We start from the raw sequence: 20399 nt of genomic DNA, 5'->3' as shown, positions 1-20399 counted from the left end.
GCCTTATGCTTCTGCGAGCTGACGTCGGTGGCAAATTTTAACACTTTCACAACCTGGCCGGCTTCATCAATGACGGGGTTGTAGGTGGCCTCAAGATAGATGGTCTCTCCCGATGCGGTCTTGCGCTCAAATTGCCCGCTTAAAAAAGTTCCTCCCTTTAAACTCTGCCAAAAATTTGGATTTTCTTGATAAAAATTATCGAAACAGAACATTCGGTGGTGTCGACCCTTGATATCGCTGAGGCGATAACCCATAGCACGGAGGAAATTCTCATTTGCATGCAGGATGTCACCGTTAGGTGTGAACTCGATCTCCGCCATCGAGCGGGAGATGGCTGCATGGACGGCTCTTAGTGAGAGTAACTCGTTTTCTCTCTGAGTGACATCTGAGCCAATCTTAATGATTTCAATAACTTTTCCATCTTGATTTTGAACTGGAATATAAGTAGCCTCAATCAATACTAAGTTACCGTCTTTGCGCAGCCGCCTAAATAAACCTGATTGAAGATGGCCGTCAGCCAATTTCTGCCAGAAGCGCGAATAATCAGCTGTGTTAGCATAATTCTTTTCGCAGAAAATTCTGTGGTGCTGCCCTGCTATTTCTTCGAGTTTGTAACCAAGCATCTCTAGAAAGATATTGCTCGCATAGATTACGCTCCCGTCTGGCCTGAATCTGATTTCCGCGACATTTCGACTTATTGAATCAAGCTGCCGCTGTAGTTCTGAGAGCTTATTTTCTGTGTCCAGCAGTTGTTTGTTTTTATTGAAAAACATAATCATTACCTTTGTGCAAATAAAATAATACTTGGGGCCCAATTTATACTGTATCGGTTAGCGCAACCGCTTCTTGAGAGCATAGCTCTTTATAGTTGGAAAATTAGCGATTTGCAGCCATGTGTCATATTGAGCTATGCCCTAACTGGGCGTCAGGCCGGAACCTTGGGCAGTGTCAGAATAGGGCCGATTCCAGCATTTTCTGACGACTCGCCTGCAACCTCTAGGGCCTCAACCTGACAGGCCGCACGCTTAGCGTACGATTTTGTCCGTTTTCTCTATCGTCCCCTCCATGCCCGACGGACGGTCGCCGGCCCGCCCTGGTCGAAGGCCGCCCCACTCGGCCCGGCGAGGCCCGGCCAAGGTTGGACAGTTGCAGCGGCCAAAATCGCCCCCTGCGGCCTCCTGGGCGCGTTTCTGGTGCCAAGGTAGGCTTGCCCCCTGACTGACAGCTTCCGCGTTGTGTGGGCGATTCTGGAGGCTCTGACGCTGCTCCGGTTGCAGCGCTCCCGCCCCCTCTTTGGCGTTCAACCTGTCGTTTTCAGAAGACGGCTGCACTGAACGTCAGAAGCCGACTGCACTATAGCAGCGGAGGGGTTGGATCCATCAGGCAACGACGGGCTGCTGCCGGCCAATAGCCGACAATGACGACACTGGAAATCCCCGCCTGTGAGCGTCGGCTCAGGGCGGGACAGCGTCATCCAGCTACCTGCGCCACTGACTCAGCCTTGTCCAGCCGGCCGCGCCGCACGAACAGACTGACCAGCCGTTGACGGATCGCCACCTGGAGTTCCGCCAGTTGTTCCGGCGTGATGCGAATTTCACCCGCTCGACGAGCGCAACACCGGCGCCGCCTACGCCAAGAACCGGCGAATCGAACTCAAACTCACGAACCGCTGAGCGCCGCGTCACCGCGCTGCTGCGCCAGCCAGTCGCGCGGGGCGCAGCCCATGCGCACGCGGAAGGCGCGCGCCAGAGCGTTCGGGCTGCCGTAGCCGACGCGGTCGGCCACCACCGCCACCGGCCGCCCCTGCTTGAGCAGGGTGCAACTGACGTTCATCCGCCAGTCGGCCAGATAGTCGCCCGGCGTGACGCCCACCGCGTCCTTGAACGCGGCGGCGAAGCGCGCGCGTGACATGCCCGCCTTCGCCGCCAGCGCCTCGAGCGACCACGCGGTCTGCGGCGCATCGTGCATGGCGGTTATGGCGCGCGCGAGTTTCGGGTCGGCCAGGCCCGCCAGCAGTCCGGTGGCGCCAAGCCGCCCATCCATCAGATAACGCAGCAACTGGATCAGTAGCAACTCGCACAAGCGGTCGATGGCGGCCTGCCGACCGCACTGGTCGCGCTCGGCTTCGGCAAACAGCAACTCTAGCGTCGGCCCGAGGCCGGGCAAGTCCGCCAACGGAATCAGCAGCATCGACGGCAAGGCCATGGCCAACGGATTGCCCGTCGAAGCGCCCAGGTCGACCTCCGCACACAACCGCTCAGCGGTATCGCCGGGGGCGGCGACAAAACGATGCGACGCCACGCGCGGATAAAACAGCAGGCTCGGCTCGGTAACCAGCAGATCTTCATGCACGGGCGAACGCGCCGTAATCGGGCCGCGCCGCACCAGATGGATATAGCCATGCGGCGCCGCGTAATGATGCTGCCCACAGAAGGCGCCGCTGTGAAAAACGCGCGCCGAAAGCGAGTAGTGCCGGAGCAAGCCGGCCAGTCGATCCGCCATTCCACTCTCCATATAAGACGATAGGTTACGTATTTGATACTTTACGTGCCATATCGTACCAAACAAAGGGCGATCATGCCCACGTGCTCTTGCACCTCACCCACTACGGAGATAGACATGACCCAAATCGCCCCCCTGACCATCGACACCGCTGACGCCGCTACCGCTGCCACACTCAAGGCCGTCAAAGCCAAGCTTGGCATGGTGCCGAACCTGTTCGCCACGCTGGCCCACGCGCCGGCGGCGCTCAATGGCTACCTCGGCTTGTCCGAAACGCTGGGCACCGGCCGCCTGAATGCCTCCCAGCGCGAGATCGTTGCGCTCGCTGCCGGTCAAGCCAATCGCTGCCAGTATTGCCTGAGCGCACACACCCTGATCGGCAAAGGTGCCGGACTGTCGGCAGAGGCCATCGCCGCGGCCCGCACCGGCCAGGCGGCCAACGCACTTGACGATGCAATCGCCGGCTTTGCCCGCGCGCTGGTCGAGCAACGCGGCGTGGTGTCGGCCGACGCCATGGCCAACTACCGCCGCGCGGGGCTCGACGACGGCCTGATACTGGAAGTGATCGCCAACGTCGCGCTGAACACGCTCACCAACTACACCAACCACATCGCCGACACCACGGTGGATTTCCCCGTGGTCGCCGTCTGATCTCCATAGGCATATAAGGAGAACACGATGAAAATCGCACTCACCGGCGCTCTGCTCGCCAGCGCCCTCGTCCTGCCACTGGCCGTCACGGCCGGCGACTTTTCGCCCTATGTGGACAGCCAGGGCGGCATCAGCCGCCCCACAGACTTCCGCACAAACTTCGTCCACCTGGGCTCATATGCGGTGTTGGACGAAAAATCCGCCTCTCGCGGTTTGCACGATGTGTACACCGAAAAGGCCTCGGCCGAGCACTACCGCAAGACCGGCAAGTTCTTGGACGGCGCCACGCTGGTGAAAGAGATCCGCAAGCTCGAAACCAGCGCCATGACCACTGGCAACCCTGTGGTCTGGGGTTCCGATGCGGCCGTGTGGTTCGTGATGGTCAAGGACGCCAAAGGCCGTTTCGCCAGCAACCCCTTGTGGGGCGACGGCTGGGGCTGGGCGCTGTTCAAGGCCGACGCCCCCGCCAAGAATGTCGCCGTCAGCTACGAAGCCGACTGCATGGGCTGCCATGTGCCGGCGGCCAAGACCGACCGCGTATTCATCCAGGGCTATCCGACACTGACCCAGCACTGACTTGCTGCCGGGTTACGCTTCGCGCAGGATGGCACCTCCGTCCTGCGCGAGCCACCCTTTCCGGAAGCGCGCCATGCCGACACTCGACGCCTTTCTGACCGACGTCCGCGCCTGCACGCGCTGCGCACCGCATCTGCCACACGGCGTGCAGCCGGTCTTCCAGTTTCACCCGAGTGCGCCCATCCTCATCGCCGGCCAAGCACCGGGGGCCCGGGTCCATGCCTCAGGCGTGCCCTTCGACGACGCCAGCGGCGCGCGTCTGCGCGCCTGGCTGGGCGTGGACCGCGACACCTTCTACGACCCTACCCGCATCGCCATTCTGCCCATGGGCTTCTGTTATCCGGGCACCGGCAAAAGCGGTGACCTGCCGCTACGCCCGGAGTGCGCCCCCCGCCTGGCGCGAAGCCTTCATGCAGCGTTTCGAGCGCCTGTCGCTGGTCATCGTGCTGGGCAGCTACGCCATGGACTACCACCTCGGTACTGGCAAGACGCCGCTCACCCGGGTGGTCGAAGCCTGGCGCGAGCACTGGCCGCAAGCGTTCCCCCTGCCTCACCCTAGCCCGCGCAACAATCGCTGGCTGGTGCGCAACCCCTGGTTCCAACAAGACGTGCTGCCCGCGCTGCAAGCACGCGTCCAGGCAGTCCTCACCGCCAACCCCAAGGAAACCCCATGACCGACGACACCGCCGCCATTACCGAGCTGCTGCACAAGTACTACGACACCCTGGCCTGGGCGAACGGAGACAGGCACCGGCTTTGGAGCGATGAACGACGGCTTCAGGTGCGGTAGCTGACGCCTGGGACCTCAATCACCGTATGACCGGGTCGAAAGCGGTCCTTTCTCTGACAACATCGCCCTAGCCCGCACTCAACCCCCACAACACATCCAGCACATGTTGCGTAGGCCGCTCGACGTCCCCACCACGGTGGGCAATACCAAGTTGACGCCACAATAAGGGCTGTAATGGCCGCATGACGATCCTGGTATCGGGCAATGGCGTGGAGGCTTCATGCGGCAACAACGTCGCACCATAACCGGCCGCCACTAGGCTTTTGATCGCATCGTTGTAGTTCAGTTGAATACGCGGCGTGGGCTGCCGTCCATCACTGGCGAACCACTCCGAGGTCAAGCGCGAAAGCCGAGTAGTTTTGTCATTCAGAATTAATGGCTGGGCGGCCAGCCAACCGGGGGTCACAACATCCGGGCATTCCCAGCGAGCCGGCAAGAAGGCCATGACCGGGTCCCGCCGCCATGGCTCGATCCGCAATTCCTTCACCGGGGTCTGTGGCAGCGCGACCAGACCGATCTCCAAAGAGCCCTCGGCAAGCTTCTTCAAAGTTTCCTGCGACGTGAGCACCGCGACCTGCACATCGATAGCGGGATGGCGTTGGCCCAACGTCTCCAAAGCTTGCGGCATCAACTGTGCGATGGCCCCTGTGGAGGCACCCAGCCGCACACGCCCGGCCAAGCCCTGCACCTGACGCTCCACGTCCTCAAGCGCCTGCTCCGCATCCGCCAACAGGCGCCGCGCGCGCTCCACCAGCGTTTCTCCAATCGCCGAAGGCTGAATGCGCCCACGTGTGCGCGACAACAGCTTTCCGCCAACCCGCGACTCCAGGTCGGCAATATGCAAACTGACCGTGGGTGGCGCGAGGTGCAGCACACGGGCCGCCTCGGCAAACGAACCCAGGTCGGCAATGGCCACCAACGTGCGCAGACGGTCCAGGCTGATTTCGCGCATGAGTCACTCCTTGTTCAGAAAAGCTGAATTTCATCGTTTAGAAATTCAACTTTTCCTATCTTAGCCCCTCACTGAAGATTGGAACTCCTGATTTCCTATGTCCGAGAGCATTCCATGGCAAGTCCTCTTATATTCATCGACGGCGACCAAGGCACCACCGGGTTGCAAATCCATCAACGTCTACGCGACCGGACCGATCTGCGGCTTATCACGCTCAGCCCCGAACATCGCAAGGATCCGCAACGTCGCGCCGAAATCATCAACGCCTGCGACATCGCGATTCTCTGCTTGCCCGACCAAGCCGCACGCGACGCTGTAGCGAGCATCGAAAACCCCGCCGTTCGGGTGATCGATGCGAGTTCGGCGCACCGCACCCATCCAGACTGGACCTATGGTTTCGCGGAGATGAACTCGCAGCAGGCCCAACGCATCGCCACGGCACGGCGGGTCAGCAATCCCGGTTGCTATCCCACGGGGGCGATAGGGCTGCTGCGCCCATTGCTGGAGGCCGGGTTGCTGCCCAGGGACTATCCGACGAACATTCATGCTGTGTCGGGCTATTCCGGAAAAGGGCGCGTTGGCGTGCAAGAGCATGAGGGAGAGGGCGCATCACAGGCGCCCGCGTTTCAGGTTTATGGTCTGGGGCTGGCACACAAACATATTCCGGAGATTCAGCAGCAAAGCGGTCTGATGGAGCGGCCGATGTTTGTGCCGGCTTATGGGGCTTTTCGGCAGGGGATCGTGCTGACCATACCGTTGCAACTTCGCTTGTTGGCGCCGGGCGTGGATGCGGTGCGGTTGCATGCGTGTCTTATGCAGCACTACGTCGATGCGGACCATGTACAGGTGATGTCGATGCAGGAGGCCAAAGGGTTGACGTGCCTTGATCCTCAGGCGCTTAACGGGACTGATAGTTTGCGATTGGTGGTGTGTGAAAATGATGAGACGGGGCAGGTTTTGTTGGCTGCGGTGTTTGACAATCTTGGGAAGGGAGCCGCTGGAGCGGCGGTGCAGAATCTGGATTTGATGGTTGCAGGAACATGACTCCGACTACCCACTGGCTCTAGAGTCTATGGCTCGAATTTTCGAGCGGTTGTTTCCTCTCTGTTTATGGCCTGGCATCGACGGCATTAAACGAGTCGAAAACAGAATCTACGCGTGTCAGCAGTTTGCAATCCAGTCAGGCTTTGAAGTTAAACGGTCGTCCACGACAGGCAGCAATCGGCCAACAGCGGCCGTTTTAGAGTAGGGAAAATAAATCCCCTTTTCTGCTGTCTACGCTTCGCAGCGCCGGTTACCCGGTCACCACGCAAGACTCGCTTCCGGTCGGTGGCTAACCTTTACCGGGCGGGGGTCATACCCGCTGGGTTTCTTACGCCATTTCGTGACGGCTTGCGCCGTCATTCCCAGGCGACCAAGCTTTGCCTGGCGCACATAAATCAGTCCCCTTTTTCTCTTTGCGCAGCAATGGCGTCGATCCTTCGCGCCTGCAAACCTTTGGTGCAGGCTCCAGCTCGCCCATTGCCCCCAACGACACCGCCGAGGGTCGCGCCCAAAATCGCCGCGTTGAAATCAAACTGGTGCCCCGTAGCGGCGCTGTAGCTCAAGGGTAATGGTGCCTTGGTGCTCTTTTCGTCGGATGCCCAGCTATCTTTTAATGGGTTACGGGCGATTTGCAGTGGGCTCCAAAACCTGGCCTCAGGAGGTGCAAGCTCCCGTGGCACCGGCTTTGGACTGGGCAGACCAATACGCCGGCCCATAAGCCCATAAGGATCCCGGCCTCGGCCGGGTTCTTTATGCCCGCTTCGCGGGCTTGAGCCCAGAAGGGAGCGGCGTGCGCCGGATTCGCATCTGCCAGCCAGTACGCAGCCCGTTTGGAACTCAGTTGATCCGTCTTTTTCAACGGTTTAACAGCCAAATCAATACGTTCACAAGTACACTCGCCACCCTAGGGATGGTGAAGCATCCACGAGCGGTACTAGAATTTTCAGCTTTTCGGTGCCGCCGCACGAATTCAAGGGGCAAGCATGGATTACGAACAACTGCCGAGGGCCGCCTTGGTCCGTATGCTGCAGGAGCATGATGCGGCGCTTGCCGATGCTGGCAAGAATGGCATCGTTATGAGTTACACCGGGCGGGCTGCTCCCTGGCAGATCATCCGCCAGGTCAAGCCGAAGCTGCATCGTATTATCAAGAAAGTATCCTTTGGAGAGGAAACCGCCCAGTCAGAGAATGAGATCTGGGACGGTGAAAACCTTTCTGCGATGGTCACGCTCTATAAATATCGTGGTCAAGTTGATCTTGTAGTAACAGACCCGCCGTACAACACCGGCGAGGACTTCCGCTATAACGACAAGTGGGACAAGGATCCAAACGATCCAGATCTCGGCGATGTAGTTCCTAAAGATGATGGGTCCAAGCACAGCAAATGGTTGCGCTTCATGACACCCAGAATCTGGATGATGCGTGAGATGCTAACCCCAGGCGGGGTTATGGCTATCTGTATTGATCATAGGGAACTATTTAGACTTGGCATGCTCATGGACGAAATCTTCGGCGAAGAGAATCGCATTGGCATAATCAATTGGCAGAAAAGCTATTCACCTCGCAGTGATAATAAGGGGGCGGCGGCGAAAACTGAGTGCAACACCTGACCTTTCCGGTACGGTGCTGTCCCTATGTCTTATTCCGAACTCAGCGTTGAAGAGCGCGCCACCATTCAAATCGGTCATGCCCAAGGTTTCAGCCTGCGCGGGATTGCCTGCTTGATCAACCGATCCCCTTCGACCATCAGCCGGGAGCTGCGCCGCAATCGAGATGCCTGTGGCGGCTACTCGGCCCGCGTGGCCCAGCAGCAGATGCAGGCCCGCCGTCAGGTGTGTCGACCGAAGCAAAAGCTGTTGCCGGGTAGCGAGCGCTTCGAATTGGTGGCGCATATGCTGCGTGAGCGTTTGTCTCCCGAGCAGATTGCCGGCAAGCTGCGCAGCATGAATATTCCCAGCCTCAGAGATGCCTACGTCTGTCGCGAGACGATCTATAACGCGATCTATGCCTTGCCAGTCGGCGAGCTGCGTAAAGAGCTGATCATCTGCCTGCGCCAAAGCAAGACGATGCGCAGGCCGCGCTCTGGCGGCGTGGATCGGCGCGGTCAGATCCCTGAGAGGGTCAGTATTCATGTACGTCCGCCGGAGATCGAAGACCGACTGATGCCAGGGCATTGGGAAGGCGACCTGATCAAGGGCAAGGCCAACGCCTCGTCTGTAGGTACGCTGGTGGAGCGCACCAGTGGCTACCTGATGCTGGTGAAGATGAACGACGCGACGGCGACCTCGGCGATGGAAGGCTTCAGTGCAGCGCTCAATGGCATGCCGCTGGCGATGCGCAAGAGCATGACCTACGACCAGGGCCGAGAAATGGCGCGGCATGCTGAAATCACCCAGCAGACCGGGGTGGCGATTTACTTCTGCGACCCGCACAGCCCTTGGCAGCGCGGCAGTAACGAAAACATCAATGGCCTGATCCGCCAGTACCTGCCCAAAGGCACGGACTTGTCGGTGCATAGCCAGGAGGAACTGGATGCCATCGCACTGCAACTGAACATGCGCCCCCGTAAGCGCTTCGACTTCAAGTGTCCGATCGAGGTTATGGACGAGGTGATGCAGGAAGCTATGGCTATGCGGCATGATGCTCCAGCTTCAATTCAATAACCGTGTTGCACTCAGCTCCTGTAACCGCCCACTTTAATGTCAGGAAGCTTAAGCTCTGTTAGTGTTTTGGCTATTCTCTCTCCTCTTGGAAGACTGGTTGAAAGAGCCAGGAATATTTCCAATAACCCATTAAGTCAATCCCTCTACACTGGGCGCACCGATGAGTTTGGCCAAATAGAGTTTGCTTTACGAATGATGCAAGCTGAAACAGGCGCCATAGTAGGTCGCATAGGTGATGCATCAAATCGGCTTAGCGAACACACCCGAGGCCTACTAAAGGATATTGAGTCAAGCAATGTACTTACAGTTGAGCAGCAGGCAGAGACAGATCAAATAGCAACGGCAGTAAACCAAATGGCGGCAAGCATTCAAGAGGTTGCGAGCAATGCACAGCATGCTGCAGATGCGGCCGGAAGAGCAGACACTGAGACGGCATCTGGCCAGCGTCTGGTAGCCCACACAAGCCAGTCAATCACTGCCCTTGAAGGTGAAATTAGGCAAGCCGCTCAGGTTATTCATGAGCTTGAAGGTCAAAGTAACGAGATATCAAAAGTTCTTGACGTTATACGAGGGATCGCCGAGCAAACGAATTTGTTGGCACTCAACGCAGCAATTGAGGCCGCGCGTGCTGGTGAGCAGGGGCGTGGTTTTGCTGTTGTCGCCGATGAGGTTCGCAGTCTTGCTGCTCGCACACAGCAATCGACAACGGATATTCAAAGCATGATCAGCGCTCTACAAGAGCGAGCGCAATCCGCTGTTACAGTCATGGAGCAAAGTAGTCGGCAAGCGCACACGAGTGTAGCTCACGCAGAGGAAGCAGCTACAGCTCTTGATGGAATTGGCCAACGCGTTAACGAAATTACCGACATGAACGCGCAAATAGCGACTGCGGTCGAGCAGCAGGGAGCAGTAAGTGAAGACATAAACCGCAGTATTATCAATATACGCGATGCTGCTGATACCAATGTACAGACCGGGCAGAATAATTTGCAAAGTGCGAAATCTGTCGCTCAGTTAACTAGCGCTCTGAGCGAACTGGCAAAACAGTTTTGGGAAAAACGAGGATAACGCTTTTCAGTATCTCGACAGGGATAACTTACTTTACCATCGGTTATCCCTTTTAGCCGCACAAATTTTAGCCATGGCTTTTCAGGAAGTCAGGGCTATCAGAATGGCCTTAGAAAGCCTAGTCAAAGAGCTGTCACGAGAACACCGTTAGCTTAGCGTACGATTTTTTCCGAATTCTGCGGTTCCCCCGAGATGGGCCTGGACACGGGTGATAGATGCTGAATTAAGCCGTGTGACGGCAGGCTGTGCTGGGCTGCACGTCGGCATGGGCGTGCGTGGTCAGGACGCAAAAACACACTTGCCCGCAATGGCGGGCAAGTGTGTTTGCAGAGGGGGAGTGCGTTGTTGGTTATTGTTTGTTGCGACCGGCAATCACCACCAGGATCAGCGACGCCAGGATCAGGATCGAACTGATAGCGGCAATGGTCGGATCGATCTCGTCGCGCAGCGCCGTGAACATGCGCTTGGTCAGAGTCTGGTTGTCGCCGCCGGAGATGAACAGCGCCACCACAGTTTCATCCAGCGAGGTGATGAAGGCGAACAGTGTCGCCGAGACCACACTGGGCTTGATCTGCGGCAGGGTCACGGCCATGAAGGCGCGAAAGCGGTTCATGCCCAGGCTGCGCGCCACCATTTCCTGGGACATGTCGAAGTTACGCAGACCGGCCAGCAGCGCGATGATCACGTAGGGCAAGGCGAGCATGATGTGCGCCAGCACCAGGCCGGTCAGCGTGCTGATCAGGCCGACCCGGGCGTAAACGAAGAACACGCCGGCGGCGATCAGGATGATGGGCACCATCATCGGCAGCAGCAGGATGATCTGCAGCGTACGCACCACCTTCAGGCTGGAGTTGTTGATGGCGTAGGCGGCCGCCATACCAATCGGCAGGCTGATGGCCATGGTGAAAAATGCCGTGATCAGACTGACCCGCGCCGCCGACATCCACTCCACGCTGTTGAAGAACGCCTCGTACCAGTGGAAGGACCATTGCTTGGGAGGGAATTGCAGGAAGCGCGCCTCGGAGAACGACATGGGTACCACGATCAGCACCGGGATGATCAGGTACAGCAGGATCGCCGCGACCAGCACCGTGAACAGCACGTGGGACAGGCGAAGGTGACGCAGGTTGGCAAGCAGGTTCATTTAGCGCGCTCCCAGGATGCGTTCGATGGGGATGAAGCGATTGATGCCCCAGAAGATCAGGAACACCACAAACAGCAGCACCAGGCCGACTGCGCTGGCTGCGCCCCAGGCGTGATAGAGCTCGACGTTGCGTTGCACCAGCATCGACACCAGGATCGTGCGGCCACCGCCGAGCAGTTCCGGGGTGATGAAGAAGCCTAGGCAGATGACGAACACCAGGATGGAACCGGCCATGACCCCCGGCGCTGCCATCGGCAGGAAGACCCGGCGGAAGGTGTAGAAGGGTTTGGCGCCAAGGCTCTCGGACGCTTGCATGAGGTCCTGGGGGATTTTTTTCATCACCGAATACAGCGGCAGGACCATAAAGGGCAGCATGACGTGCAGGGTGCCGATTACCGTGCCAGTGGTGTTGTGCATCAGCGTCAGGGGTTGGTCGATGATGCCAAGGTCCATCAGCGTCTGATTGACCAGTCCGCGGCGTTGCAGGAGCACCAGCCAGGCATAGGCCCGCACCAGCACGCTGGTCCAGAACGGCAGGATCACGCAGATCAGAATCAGGTTGGCCCAGAAACCCTGCAGGCGCGAAGCGGCGTAGGCAATGGGGAAGCCCATGACGATCGACAGGATCGTCACCAGGAAACTGATCTTGAAGGTCAGGGCGAAGGTGTCCCAGTAAATGCTTTCCTGGAAAATCCGGATGTAGTTGGCCAGGGAAAACCCTTCCTCGGTCTGGACCGACTGAAAGGCCAGCCAGCACAGCGGCATGATCAACAGCACCACGACCATGACCAGCGCCGGGGTGAGCAGCAACAGCATGGAGGTGTGCTCCTTGCGTTCTTCACGGGCCAGGGCGTCTTCGCTGGTCATGGGCGGCTGGTGCTGCTGGTCGCTGGAGTCGGGCATGGATTTGGCGAGATAGGCGTTGGACATGATGACCTCTCGTCACTGCGCAGTGCTGGAGGGTATCCAGCACTGACGGGTAGCGCTGGCGGTGGCAGTCGTCCTGGCGGACAGCAGGGTGCGGTGCTCGGGTAATGTCATGTGAAGAACTCCCAATGGTGGGCAGGTACTTGAGGCGAGCGCGAGTTGTCTGCACAGGTCACTCTGCGGGACCCTCAGGCCTAATGTACCGGGATGCCAACGAATGAAGTGGACGCAATTGACCGGTGCGCAAGCGCTTTATGTCGAAATCGCGGGGGTAGACGGCATGTCCTGCGCCGAGGCCTCTGGCCTGCGGCGCAGCAACGGCCGATGGCTATTTTTTCTGGACGAAGGACAACCAGCGTTCTTCGGCCTTGACCCCGGCTTCGGAGGCCCACCATTGCGCCGAGAGCAGGGCCTGGCGCGAGATGTTGCCGGGTGCGGAAGGCAGCTTGGCCTCGCGCTCGGCCGGGATTACCCCGGTCTTGAAGGCTTCGGGGTTGAGCGGGCCGTAGTCGATGATCATCGGCAACGCCGCTTGCAGTTTGGCATCGATGGCCTCGTTGACGAATTTCATGGCGGCCACCTTGTGCGGCGAGCCTTTGAGGACGCACAACGAGTTGGTTTCCAGCACACCCTGGTTGTAGTCGAATGCCACGGGTGCGCCGGCGGCCTGTACGGCGGTGATACGGCCGTTCCAGGCCTGGATCATGTCCACTTCGCCGTCGCTGATCAGCTGCGCCGACTGCCCGCCGGACGTCCACCAGGTGGCGATGTCGGGCTTGATCTGCTCAAGCTTGCGGAAGGCGCGATCGACGTCCAGCGGATAGAGCTTGTCCATCGGCACGCCATCGGCCAGCAGCGCGATTTCCAGGGTTGGACGTGGCAGGTTACGTAGGGAGCGCTGGCCCGGGTATTTTTTGGTGTCCCAGAAGTCGGCCCAGGTCTTGGGTACGTCCGCGCCTTTGAACGCGTCCGTGCGATACGCCAGCACCGTGGAGTAGCTGATGTAGCCGACGCTGTATTCGTCCTTGAGGCTGTCGGGTATTTGCGCGGCATTGGGAATCAGCGCAAGGTCGAGCTTCTCGAACAGCCCTTCGGCTTCGCCACGGATGCAGTCGCCAGTGGGCAGGTCCACCACGTCCCAGGTGACCTTGCCGCTCTCGACCTGGGTCTTGATGATCGGGTAGGCCTTGGGCGAGCTGTCCTGTTTGAGCGTCAGACCGAGCTTTTTCGCCGCAGGCTCCAGGATCGCCTTGCTCTGGGCTTCCTGATAAGCACCGCCCTGGGATACGAACGTGATGTCCTCGGCCATGGCCTGGGTGGCGCTACCGATGAACAGGGCCAGACTCGCGAGTTGGAAAGCTGTAGTGCGCAATGTGCTCATGGAAAGACTCCGAATGGTTGGCAGATTTTCTTGGGCGAGCTGTAGGTTTTGTTGTCGGTCGCTCTGCGGGACCATGGAGGTCTAATGTACCGGCTTGTCCGTGAACGAAGCGGCTACAAATGCGCGGATGAAAAGTGGTTTATTGCGAAAATGCGAACGGGCACAGTATTTCGTGCGTCGGGTGCGGGCTTGCGCGCCTGTCGCGAGCAGCCCCGAAGCCCCCGGTAGGAGCGAGCATGCTCGCGATGGCGGTGTGTTGGGTGAGTCATAGCCAAGTCATTCAGCCCACCGTCATCCGCCTCACCACGCGCCGAATCATCGGCGCCGCCAGCACCACCACCGGCAACATCGATACCCACGACAGCGCCCACGCGTTCAACCAGCGGCCGGCAAAGGCCAGGTCGAGCGCATGGGGTGTGGTGGCGATGGCGGCCGCGACCGCGCAGGTCAGGCCGGATTGAACGACGCCGAAAACGAAATGCTCATAACGGGCGGGGATTTTCATCGGGGGTTCTCGAGAAAGAGCGGGGGGGCGCGATGCCCGGCCGCTCGGGCACGATCAAGCCGGTTGCAGTTGCGCGATAGTCTCTTCGGTGGTCCACAGCCCGTGGGCGAGGAAGCGGTAATTGATGATGGCCGCCAGGTAGCCGTCGCCATCCGGCAGGCGCGGGCCGGCGGTGGCGTCGCGTACCACGACTATTTCAAAGCCCTGTTCGAGCAGTTCGCGCAGGTGTGATTCCACGCAAAGGTTGGCCGCCATGCCGGCGAGGATGATCTGCGACACGCCTTTCTTGCGCAATTGCAGCGCCAGGTCGTTGGTTTCCGGGCCGTAGACCTTGTGCGGCGAGGCGATGATGGTCTCGCCGTCGAGAATGTACGGCTTGTAGATCTCGAGGAAATCGGCGCCGGAGCCTTCGAAGTTTTCCAGGGTGTTCGGTCCCTTGCGATCGAACATGCAGATGCTGTGCATGACCTTTTCCAGCGGACCGCCAAAATGCCAGTCGTGGTCGTGCGGGTAGTAATAGTGTGGCGACACGGCCACGGGCAGGTCGTGAGCCTTGAAGGCCTTGAACAGTTTTTCCAGGTTTTCGACGGTGTTGTTCTCGACGATGCTCTCACCGAACACCGCCCAACTGGCGCCGGCAGGGCTGAGGAAGTCGTTCTGTGGGTCGATGACCACCAGGGCGGCTTTGCTCAGGTCGAGCTTGAAACCAGTGGCAGGCAGTGCGGGTTCGGCGGGGTCGGCGTACAGATGGCTCATGACGATTTACCTCTTGGGTGCTTGCGTGGATGAGACGTGAATGTTGCTTTATATAAATGACCAGTCGTCTTATTAATGAGGAAAAAAAACTCACTCCAATAGCCGAGGCAAGACCATCGATACGAAACGCTGCAGAGGTGCACCGTCGCGCAGGACCTTGCCGCGCATGACCGCACCTTCCCAGCCTTCGACGATGACACTGGCCAGCGCTTCGGCGTCGTGAGTTTCAGAGAGTTCGCGGCGCTGCTGCGCTTCACGCAGGCAGCTCGCGAGCAAACCTTCCCAGCGCGCCAGCACATCGGCCAGACGCTTGCGGGTTTGTTCGCTGCCATTGGACATTTCCAGGGACAGGTTGCCAATCAGGCAACCCAGGCTGTATTCATGCTCGCCGTGCTCGAGCACCAGGGCCTGGAAGAACTGGCCGATGCGCTCCAGCGGCTTGACCCGGGCGTCGTAGAAGATCGGCCCGTGGCGGGTTTCGATCGAGGTCCAGTATTCCTCGAGGATCTCTGCCGCGAAGTCTTCCTTGCTGGCGAAGTAGTTGTAGAAAGAGCCCTTGGGAATCTCGGCAGCGGCGGTGATGTCCTGGACGCCGCAGCCGTTGAAGCCACGGTTGTGAACCACCTGGCGGCCAATCGACAGCAAACGGGATCTGACTTCGAGGTTGACCGGGCGAGCCATGACAGAGACATCCAGTGATGAGAAAGTTTTAATAAACTAACTGGTCATCTATGTTTCGTCAACAGTCGAATTGACTGCCAATCAGTCCGCCTGCGCCATCTCGATGTACTCGAGCATCTTCTCGTTGCCATCGAGAATGTCACGGCAGATGGCCGCCCGTGCCGCCGCGCCATCGCGGCGCTTGAGTGCGTCGAGCACTTCCCAGTGATGGTCGATGGCCATGCGCTCGTTGAAGTTGCCATAGGCACGGGCGATCAGTGGGCCGGTGCGCATCCACAGGCTATCGAGCAAACCCGCCAGCACCGGCATGCGCGCGATGGTGGTCAGCGCGTAGTGAAATTGCTGATTGCACTTGAGAGCGGCTTGCAAGTCCTGGGCGTTGATCGCGGCGATGTTGTTTTCGATGCAGGCTTGCAGGTCTGCGAGTTCGCTGTCGGTCACCAGCGCGGCGGCCGTCTCCGCAGCCAGGCCTTCAAGCGCCAGGCGGATGCTGCGGATCTCGCCGTATTGCGCGGCGGTGAGGATGGGTACGCGGATGTCACGCGGGGTCTTGAGGATCAGCGCCTGTTCCTTGGCCAGTTGCAGGATCGCGTCGCGCACCGGTGTGACGCTGGTGCCCAGTTGTTCGGCCAGGTCGCGGATGCGCAGGCGGTCATCGGGCTGGAAACGCCCGGTGATCAGTGCCTCGCGCAGCAACTCGTAGATGCCACTGCCCAGGTAAGAGTGATTGAGGGTTTGAATAGGGTAGGGGTTGCTCATTGATCGCTCATCTGCGGCGGATGCCCGGCCCTGTTGCCGCTGACCGAAAACTGACCCAGTAGAGGCTGTTCTGCCGACTGAAAACTGACCCAGGTGTTCAACTGCTTCTGCTCAATTTTTGAGCAGGAGAACACAGGGTGATCAGTATGGAAATGATGGGCAAAATTCGCCGGATGTATTTCCGCGACAAGCTGTCGCTGCATGAGATAGCCAAGCGCACCGGGTTGGCGCGCAACACGATTCGCAAGTGGGTCAGAGCACCTGAGGCCAAGCCGCCGGTCTACCAACGCCGCGCGATCTTCAACAAACTCAGCCCTTTTCACGCCACGCTGGAGCAGGCGCTAAAAGCCGATTCGCTGCGGCCCAAGCAACAGCGGCGCAGTGCCAAGGCGCTGTTGGCGCAAATCAAAGCCGAAGGTTATGACGGTGGCTACAGCCAGCTCACCGCGTTTATCCGTGCCTGGCGAGGGGGACAGGGCAAGGCGTCGCAGGCCTTTGTGCCGCTGACCTTTGCTCTTGGCGAGGCGTTTCAGTTTGACTGGAGCGAGGAAGGCTTGCTGGTCGGCGGCATTTACCGGCGTATGCAGGTGGCACATCTGAAGCTGTGTGCCAGCCGTGCGTTCTGGCTTGTGGCGTATCCGAGCCAGGGCCATGAGATGTTATTTGACGCCCATACACGCTCGTTCGGCTCCTTGGGCGGCGTGCCGCGCCGGGGCATCTACGACAACATGAAGACCGCCGTCGACAAGGTCAATAAGGGCAAAGGCCGGGCGGTGAATGCGCGCTTTGCGGTGATGTGCGCGCATTACCTGTTCGATCCGGACTTCTGCAACGTCGCCGCTGGTTGGGAAAAGGGCATCGTTGAAAAGAACGTGCAAGACAGCCGCAGGCGTATCTGGCTAGACGCCCAGGACTGCCAGTTTCACTCCTTCGAGGAACTCAATGCCTGGCTGGGCCAGCGCTGCCGCGCGCTTTGGAACGAGCTGACGCACCCTCAATACAGCGGGCTGAGTGTGGCCGAAGTGCTGGAGTTGGAGCGCGCTGAACTGATGCCTGTGCCAGCGCCATTCGACGGTTACGTCGAGCGGCCTGCGCGGGTCTCCAGCACCTGCCTGGTCAGCGTCGGGCGCAACCGCTACTCGGTGCCGTGTGAGTATGCGGGTAAGTGGGTCAGCAGCCGTTTGTATCCGACGCGAATCGAGGTGGTGGCTGACGACGCGCTGATCGCCAGCCATGTCCGCTTGCTGGATCGCGACCAGGTCAGCTATGACTGGCAGCACTACCTCCCGCTGATCGAACGCAAGCCCGGTGCGCTGCGCAACGGCGCGCCCTTTGCTGATCTGCCGGCGCCGCTGCGTCAGCTTAAGCACGGTCTGGGGCGTCATGCCGGCGGTGACCGGATCATGGCGCAAGTTCTGGCTGCCGTACCGGTCGCCGGGCTCGATGCGGTGCTGGTGGCTGTTGAGCTGGTACTGGAAAGCGGCAGCCTGAGCGCCGAACACATCCTCAATGTCGTGGCGCGCCTGGCCGCGACCGAACCACCACCCAGCGTCGAAACCCACTTGTCGCTCAAGGAAGCCCCCGTCGCTAACACGGCGCGCTACGACCGCCTGCGTGGCCAGACCGAGGAGATCGGTCATGCGTGATTTGATGGCGGAACTCAAGGAGCTGCGCCTGCACGGCATGGCCACGGCCTGGGCGGAGTTGACTGCGCAGGGTGAGTCGAACACAGCCTCGTCCAAGTGGCTGCTCGAACACCTGCTGGAACAAGAGCACACAGATCGCGCCATGCGCTCGGTGAGCCACCAGATGAACATGGCCAAGCTGCCGATGCACCGCGACCTGGCCGGCTTCGACTTCAGCGCCTCCAGCGCAGACGCTCGTTTGATCAGCGAACTGGCCAGTCTGGCCTTTACCGACACCGCGCAGAACGTGGTGCTGATCGGTGGGCCTGGCACCGGTAAAACCCACCTGGCCACTGCGCTGGCCGTGTCCGGCATCACCCGGCACGGCAAGCGCGTGCGCTTCTACTCCACGGTCGATCTGGTCAATCTGCTGGAGCGCGAAAAGCACGACGGCAAAGCCGGGCGGATCGCCCAAGCTCTGCTGCGCATGGATCTGGTCATCCTCGACGAACTGGGTTATCTGCCCTTCAGCCAGGCCGGCGGTGCGTTGCTGTTTCACCTGCTATCCAAGCTGTACGAACACACCAGCGTGGTGATCACCACCAACCTGAGCTTCGCCGAATGGTCGAGCGTGTTCGGCGACGCCAAGATGACCACCGCCCTGCTGGATCGGCTGACCCACCACTGCCACATCGTCGAAACCGGTAACGAGTCCTATCGCCTGCAACACAGTAGCTTGGCGGCCCAGGCCAAGATCAAATCACGGGAGCGAAAGCGTAAGGGCGGCCAGGAACCGGAGGACGATGAGCCGTTCTGATTTCATGGCGACGACGGCCTGCTACATGGCTGCGTGTGGCAGGTCTTAAACAACTGAACTGGGCTAGCGAAGGAGTGGGGGCAACAGCAGCTGCGCTGGTAGACTTATCCACAGTTGCTGGTAACAAAATCAGCAATCCGCCCTGGGTCAAATTTCAATCGGCAGGGTGGGTCAATTTTCCATCAGCGCCAACACACTAAGCAACCATCAGAAAATTTTGACTGTACGCCAAAAAATTCGCATCTACCAGCATCTAAACAGGCGTTGCAGGGCAATCGCATGAACGCCTGCCGATTTGAATGAGTCCTTTCCCAGCGGGCATCCTGAGCGCCTCTCTACTCAGGATGCCCTGCAATGTCGCATCACATACCAATCTCCGATGTTCTGGTCGCCATCAATGATCCCCGTCAGCAGGGCAAGATTCGTCACGACCTGGTCGAAACACTGGTCGTGGCTATCTGCGGCGTGCTTGCCGGCGCTGACACCTTCATCGAAATCGAACTCTGGGCTGAGCAGCGGCTGGACTGGTTCCGCCGTATTCTGAAACTACCCCACGGCATTCCCTCACACGACACCTTTGGACGGCTATTCAGCCTGATCGATCCAGAGGAGTTCGAGCAGGCCTTCCGCTGTTGGGTTGCGGCGATCCTACCGGCCCTTTCTCCGCAAGTGGTTGCCCTAGACGGCAAGACCAGTCGCCGCTCCGGCAAGAAAAACACGGCCCCGTTGCACCTGGTCAGCGCTTTTGCGGCTGATTCAGGGCTGATTCTCGGGCAGAGGGCGACCTCCCAGAAGTCCAACGAGAAGACCGCCATTCCTGAGCTGCTGGCCACACTGGCGCTTGAGGGCTGCACCGTGACGATCGATGCCATGGGTACCCAGCCGGACATTGCACAGGCCATTCTCGATCGCGGGGCGCACTATCTGCTGGCCATCAAGGGAAACCAGCCGAAGCTGGCCGAAGCGATCGATGACTTCGCTGACACCTTTTTGGACGGCGATCCTGCCCGGGTACCCCATGCGCACTTCGAGCATGTCGAGAAGGACCATGGCCGGCTGGAGGTTCGTCGCTGCCATGTTTTCGACCAACTCCAGTGCCTGCCACAGCCAGAACGCTGGCCAGGACTGCGCACTTTCGTGATGCTGGAGTCCGAGCGGACTGTGGGCAACCAGACCAGCCTGGAGCGCCGTTACTACATCAGCAGTCTTGCTCCGGATGCAGAGCGCATCGCACATGCCATCAGGGCGCACTGGGGCGTGGAGAACCGCGTCCACTGGTGCATGGATGTCATTTTTGGTGACGATCAGATGCGGATCCGAACCGGGCATGCTGCCCACAACATGGCCGTTCTCAAGCAACTTACATTGAATTTGATCCGGTTGGATCCGGTCAAGCGCAAGGGTGGCATCAAGGCACGAAGGCTGATTGCTGCAACCTCTGATGATTATCGGGCTGAACTATTAGGTCTCAGGTGAGCTTCATGCGATTGCCTTGACAGGCGTTGTTGATTATCATAAAACACTGACACTGTATTATATCTGTCTCTTATACACATCT

19 protein-coding genes and 3 pseudogenes are annotated in these 20399 nt (G+C 59.3%); 12 read left to right on the top strand and 10 right to left on the bottom strand.

Going from position 1 to position 20399, the window contains the following annotated elements; all coding sequences use genetic code 11:
- Positions 1 to 14: 14 nt before the first annotated feature.
- Both UB23_RS30900 and UB23_RS23380 read right to left on the bottom strand, forming a co-directional pair.
- A pseudogene (locus UB23_RS30900) lies at positions 15 to 773 on the bottom strand (PAS domain-containing protein); the annotation flags it as partial.
- An 886-nt stretch (positions 774 to 1659) separates the two neighbouring features.
- Positions 1660 to 2502, bottom strand: coding sequence for a helix-turn-helix transcriptional regulator (locus UB23_RS23380; RefSeq protein ID WP_003464996.1), 843 nt, complete (start codon positions 2500 to 2502; stop codon positions 1660 to 1662).
- A gap of 117 nt (positions 2503 to 2619) precedes the next feature.
- Between UB23_RS23380 and UB23_RS23375 the strand changes: the two genes are divergently transcribed.
- From UB23_RS23375 to UB23_RS30000, 4 genes and pseudogenes are all read left to right on the top strand, one after another.
- Entirely contained in the window at positions 2620 to 3153 is a 534-nt protein-coding gene (locus UB23_RS23375) for a carboxymuconolactone decarboxylase family protein (protein WP_020309197.1), read from the top strand.
- 27 nt (positions 3154 to 3180) lie between these two features.
- Positions 3181 to 3729, top strand: a complete 549-nt coding sequence (locus UB23_RS23370; RefSeq protein WP_003465000.1) for a cytochrome P460 family protein — start codon at positions 3181 to 3183, stop codon at positions 3727 to 3729.
- 28 nt (positions 3730 to 3757) lie between these two features.
- Positions 3758 to 4078, top strand: a pseudogene (locus UB23_RS30895) (uracil-DNA glycosylase family protein); the annotation flags it as partial.
- Between the two features lie 61 nt (positions 4079 to 4139).
- Positions 4140 to 4403, top strand: coding sequence for a uracil-DNA glycosylase family protein (locus UB23_RS30000; RefSeq protein ID WP_003830781.1), 264 nt, complete (start codon positions 4140 to 4142; stop codon positions 4401 to 4403).
- Positions 4404 to 4586: 183 nt separating this feature from the next.
- Here the strand turns inward: UB23_RS30000 and UB23_RS23360 are convergent, their stop codons facing one another.
- Complete coding sequence (locus UB23_RS23360) at positions 4587 to 5471, bottom strand: LysR family transcriptional regulator (protein WP_003465017.1); 885 nt, start codon at positions 5469 to 5471, stop codon at positions 4587 to 4589.
- Positions 5472 to 5585: 114 nt separating this feature from the next.
- On the opposite strand from UB23_RS23360, the gene argC reads away from it, so the two are divergent.
- The 5 genes and pseudogenes from argC (at position 5586) to UB23_RS23340 (ending at position 10246) form a co-directional block, all read left to right on the top strand.
- A complete protein-coding gene (argC, locus tag UB23_RS23355) occupies positions 5586 to 6515 on the top strand; it encodes an N-acetyl-gamma-glutamyl-phosphate reductase (RefSeq protein WP_003465021.1) in 930 nt (309 codons plus the stop codon).
- A gap of 413 nt (positions 6516 to 6928) precedes the next feature.
- Positions 6929 to 7084: pseudogene (locus tag UB23_RS30395) on the top strand (OmpA family protein); the annotation flags it as partial.
- Positions 7085 to 7498: 414 nt separating this feature from the next.
- A complete protein-coding gene (locus UB23_RS23350) occupies positions 7499 to 8125 on the top strand; it encodes a DNA methyltransferase (protein WP_003465024.1) in 627 nt (208 codons plus the stop codon).
- A gap of 24 nt (positions 8126 to 8149) precedes the next feature.
- Entirely contained in the window at positions 8150 to 9178 is a 1029-nt protein-coding gene (locus UB23_RS23345; RefSeq protein ID WP_003465026.1) for an IS30 family transposase, read from the top strand.
- A gap of 36 nt (positions 9179 to 9214) precedes the next feature.
- On the top strand, positions 9215 to 10246 hold the full coding sequence (locus tag UB23_RS23340) for a methyl-accepting chemotaxis protein (RefSeq protein WP_073454648.1): 1032 nt from the start codon (positions 9215 to 9217) through the stop codon (positions 10244 to 10246).
- A 349-nt stretch (positions 10247 to 10595) separates the two neighbouring features.
- Here UB23_RS23340 and UB23_RS23335 read toward each other — a convergent pair whose 3' ends face one another.
- The 7 genes from UB23_RS23335 to UB23_RS23305 all read right to left on the bottom strand — a co-directional run bounded on the left by UB23_RS23335 (position 10596) and on the right by UB23_RS23305 (position 16399).
- Positions 10596 to 11390, bottom strand: coding sequence for an ABC transporter permease (locus tag UB23_RS23335; protein WP_003465028.1), 795 nt, complete (start codon positions 11388 to 11390; stop codon positions 10596 to 10598).
- Positions 11391 to 12320, bottom strand: a complete 930-nt coding sequence (locus UB23_RS23330) for an ABC transporter permease (protein ID WP_003465031.1) — start codon at positions 12318 to 12320, stop codon at positions 11391 to 11393.
- Between the two features lie 325 nt (positions 12321 to 12645).
- Positions 12646 to 13698: an ABC transporter substrate-binding protein gene (locus UB23_RS23325; RefSeq protein ID WP_003465034.1), complete on the bottom strand. Its 1053-nt coding sequence runs from the start codon at positions 13696 to 13698 to the stop codon at positions 12646 to 12648.
- Between the two features lie 280 nt (positions 13699 to 13978).
- A complete protein-coding gene (locus tag UB23_RS23320; RefSeq protein WP_003465037.1) occupies positions 13979 to 14203 on the bottom strand; it encodes a DUF2798 domain-containing protein in 225 nt (74 codons plus the stop codon).
- 54 nt (positions 14204 to 14257) lie between these two features.
- Complete coding sequence (locus UB23_RS23315; RefSeq protein ID WP_003465039.1) at positions 14258 to 14959, bottom strand: cysteine hydrolase family protein; 702 nt, start codon at positions 14957 to 14959, stop codon at positions 14258 to 14260.
- A gap of 90 nt (positions 14960 to 15049) precedes the next feature.
- On the bottom strand, positions 15050 to 15640 hold the full coding sequence (locus UB23_RS23310; RefSeq protein ID WP_003465041.1) for a TetR/AcrR family transcriptional regulator: 591 nt from the start codon (positions 15638 to 15640) through the stop codon (positions 15050 to 15052).
- A gap of 81 nt (positions 15641 to 15721) precedes the next feature.
- Entirely contained in the window at positions 15722 to 16399 is a 678-nt protein-coding gene (locus UB23_RS23305; RefSeq protein ID WP_016487046.1) for a GntR family transcriptional regulator, read from the bottom strand.
- A gap of 146 nt (positions 16400 to 16545) precedes the next feature.
- On the opposite strand from UB23_RS23305, the gene istA reads away from it, so the two are divergent.
- From istA to UB23_RS23290, 3 genes are all read left to right on the top strand, one after another.
- On the top strand, positions 16546 to 18045 hold the full coding sequence (gene istA, locus UB23_RS23300; RefSeq protein ID WP_024012635.1) for an IS21-like element ISPst3 family transposase: 1500 nt from the start codon (positions 16546 to 16548) through the stop codon (positions 18043 to 18045).
- Positions 18038 to 18841: an IS21-like element ISPst3 family helper ATPase IstB gene (gene istB / locus UB23_RS23295; RefSeq protein ID WP_010454871.1), complete on the top strand. Its 804-nt coding sequence runs from the start codon at positions 18038 to 18040 to the stop codon at positions 18839 to 18841. Before istA ends, istB begins: the two co-directional genes overlap by 8 nt.
- Positions 18842 to 19195: 354 nt before the next feature.
- Positions 19196 to 20317 carry an ISAs1-like element ISPa60 family transposase gene (locus UB23_RS23290; RefSeq protein WP_010455375.1) on the top strand — a complete coding sequence of 374 codons (1122 nt, stop codon included), beginning with the start codon at positions 19196 to 19198 and terminating at the stop codon, positions 20315 to 20317.
- The last annotated feature ends 82 nt before the right edge of the window (positions 20318 to 20399 follow it).

Source organism: Pseudomonas sp. ES3-33 (genome assembly GCF_000952175.1).
Taxonomy (GTDB): Bacteria; Pseudomonadota; Gammaproteobacteria; order Pseudomonadales; family Pseudomonadaceae; genus Aquipseudomonas; species Aquipseudomonas gregormendelii.
Note: the sequence above shows the minus strand (reverse complement) of the source record. Positions and strands in the feature narration are given on the sequence as shown.

Excerpts from the sequence above, each read along its gene's own strand:
- UB23_RS23380 (WP_003464996.1), bottom strand. The coding sequence starts at position 2,502 with ATGGCGGATCGACTGGCCGGCTTGCTCCGGCACTACTCGCTTTCGGCG.
- UB23_RS23375 (WP_020309197.1), top strand. The coding sequence starts at position 2,620 with ATGACCCAAATCGCCCCCCTGACCATCGACACCGCTGACGCCGCTACC.
- UB23_RS23370 (WP_003465000.1), top strand. The coding sequence starts at position 3,181 with ATGAAAATCGCACTCACCGGCGCTCTGCTCGCCAGCGCCCTCGTCCTG.
- UB23_RS30000 (WP_003830781.1), top strand. The coding sequence starts at position 4,140 with ATGCAGCGTTTCGAGCGCCTGTCGCTGGTCATCGTGCTGGGCAGCTAC.
- UB23_RS23360 (WP_003465017.1), bottom strand. The coding sequence starts at position 5,471 with ATGCGCGAAATCAGCCTGGACCGTCTGCGCACGTTGGTGGCCATTGCC.
- argC (WP_003465021.1), top strand. The coding sequence starts at position 5,586 with ATGGCAAGTCCTCTTATATTCATCGACGGCGACCAAGGCACCACCGGG.
- UB23_RS23350 (WP_003465024.1), top strand. The coding sequence starts at position 7,499 with ATGGATTACGAACAACTGCCGAGGGCCGCCTTGGTCCGTATGCTGCAG.
- UB23_RS23345 (WP_003465026.1), top strand. The coding sequence starts at position 8,150 with ATGTCTTATTCCGAACTCAGCGTTGAAGAGCGCGCCACCATTCAAATC.
- UB23_RS23340 (WP_073454648.1), top strand. The coding sequence starts at position 9,215 with ATGTCAGGAAGCTTAAGCTCTGTTAGTGTTTTGGCTATTCTCTCTCCT.
- UB23_RS23335 (WP_003465028.1), bottom strand. The coding sequence starts at position 11,390 with ATGAACCTGCTTGCCAACCTGCGTCACCTTCGCCTGTCCCACGTGCTG.
- UB23_RS23330 (WP_003465031.1), bottom strand. The coding sequence starts at position 12,320 with ATGTCCAACGCCTATCTCGCCAAATCCATGCCCGACTCCAGCGACCAG.
- UB23_RS23325 (WP_003465034.1), bottom strand. The coding sequence starts at position 13,698 with ATGAGCACATTGCGCACTACAGCTTTCCAACTCGCGAGTCTGGCCCTG.
- UB23_RS23320 (WP_003465037.1), bottom strand. The coding sequence starts at position 14,203 with ATGAAAATCCCCGCCCGTTATGAGCATTTCGTTTTCGGCGTCGTTCAA.
- UB23_RS23315 (WP_003465039.1), bottom strand. The coding sequence starts at position 14,959 with ATGAGCCATCTGTACGCCGACCCCGCCGAACCCGCACTGCCTGCCACT.
- UB23_RS23310 (WP_003465041.1), bottom strand. The coding sequence starts at position 15,640 with ATGGCTCGCCCGGTCAACCTCGAAGTCAGATCCCGTTTGCTGTCGATT.
- UB23_RS23305 (WP_016487046.1), bottom strand. The coding sequence starts at position 16,399 with ATGAGCAACCCCTACCCTATTCAAACCCTCAATCACTCTTACCTGGGC.
- istA (WP_024012635.1), top strand. The coding sequence starts at position 16,546 with ATGGAAATGATGGGCAAAATTCGCCGGATGTATTTCCGCGACAAGCTG.
- istB (WP_010454871.1), top strand. The coding sequence starts at position 18,038 with ATGCGTGATTTGATGGCGGAACTCAAGGAGCTGCGCCTGCACGGCATG.
- UB23_RS23290 (WP_010455375.1), top strand. The coding sequence starts at position 19,196 with ATGTCGCATCACATACCAATCTCCGATGTTCTGGTCGCCATCAATGAT.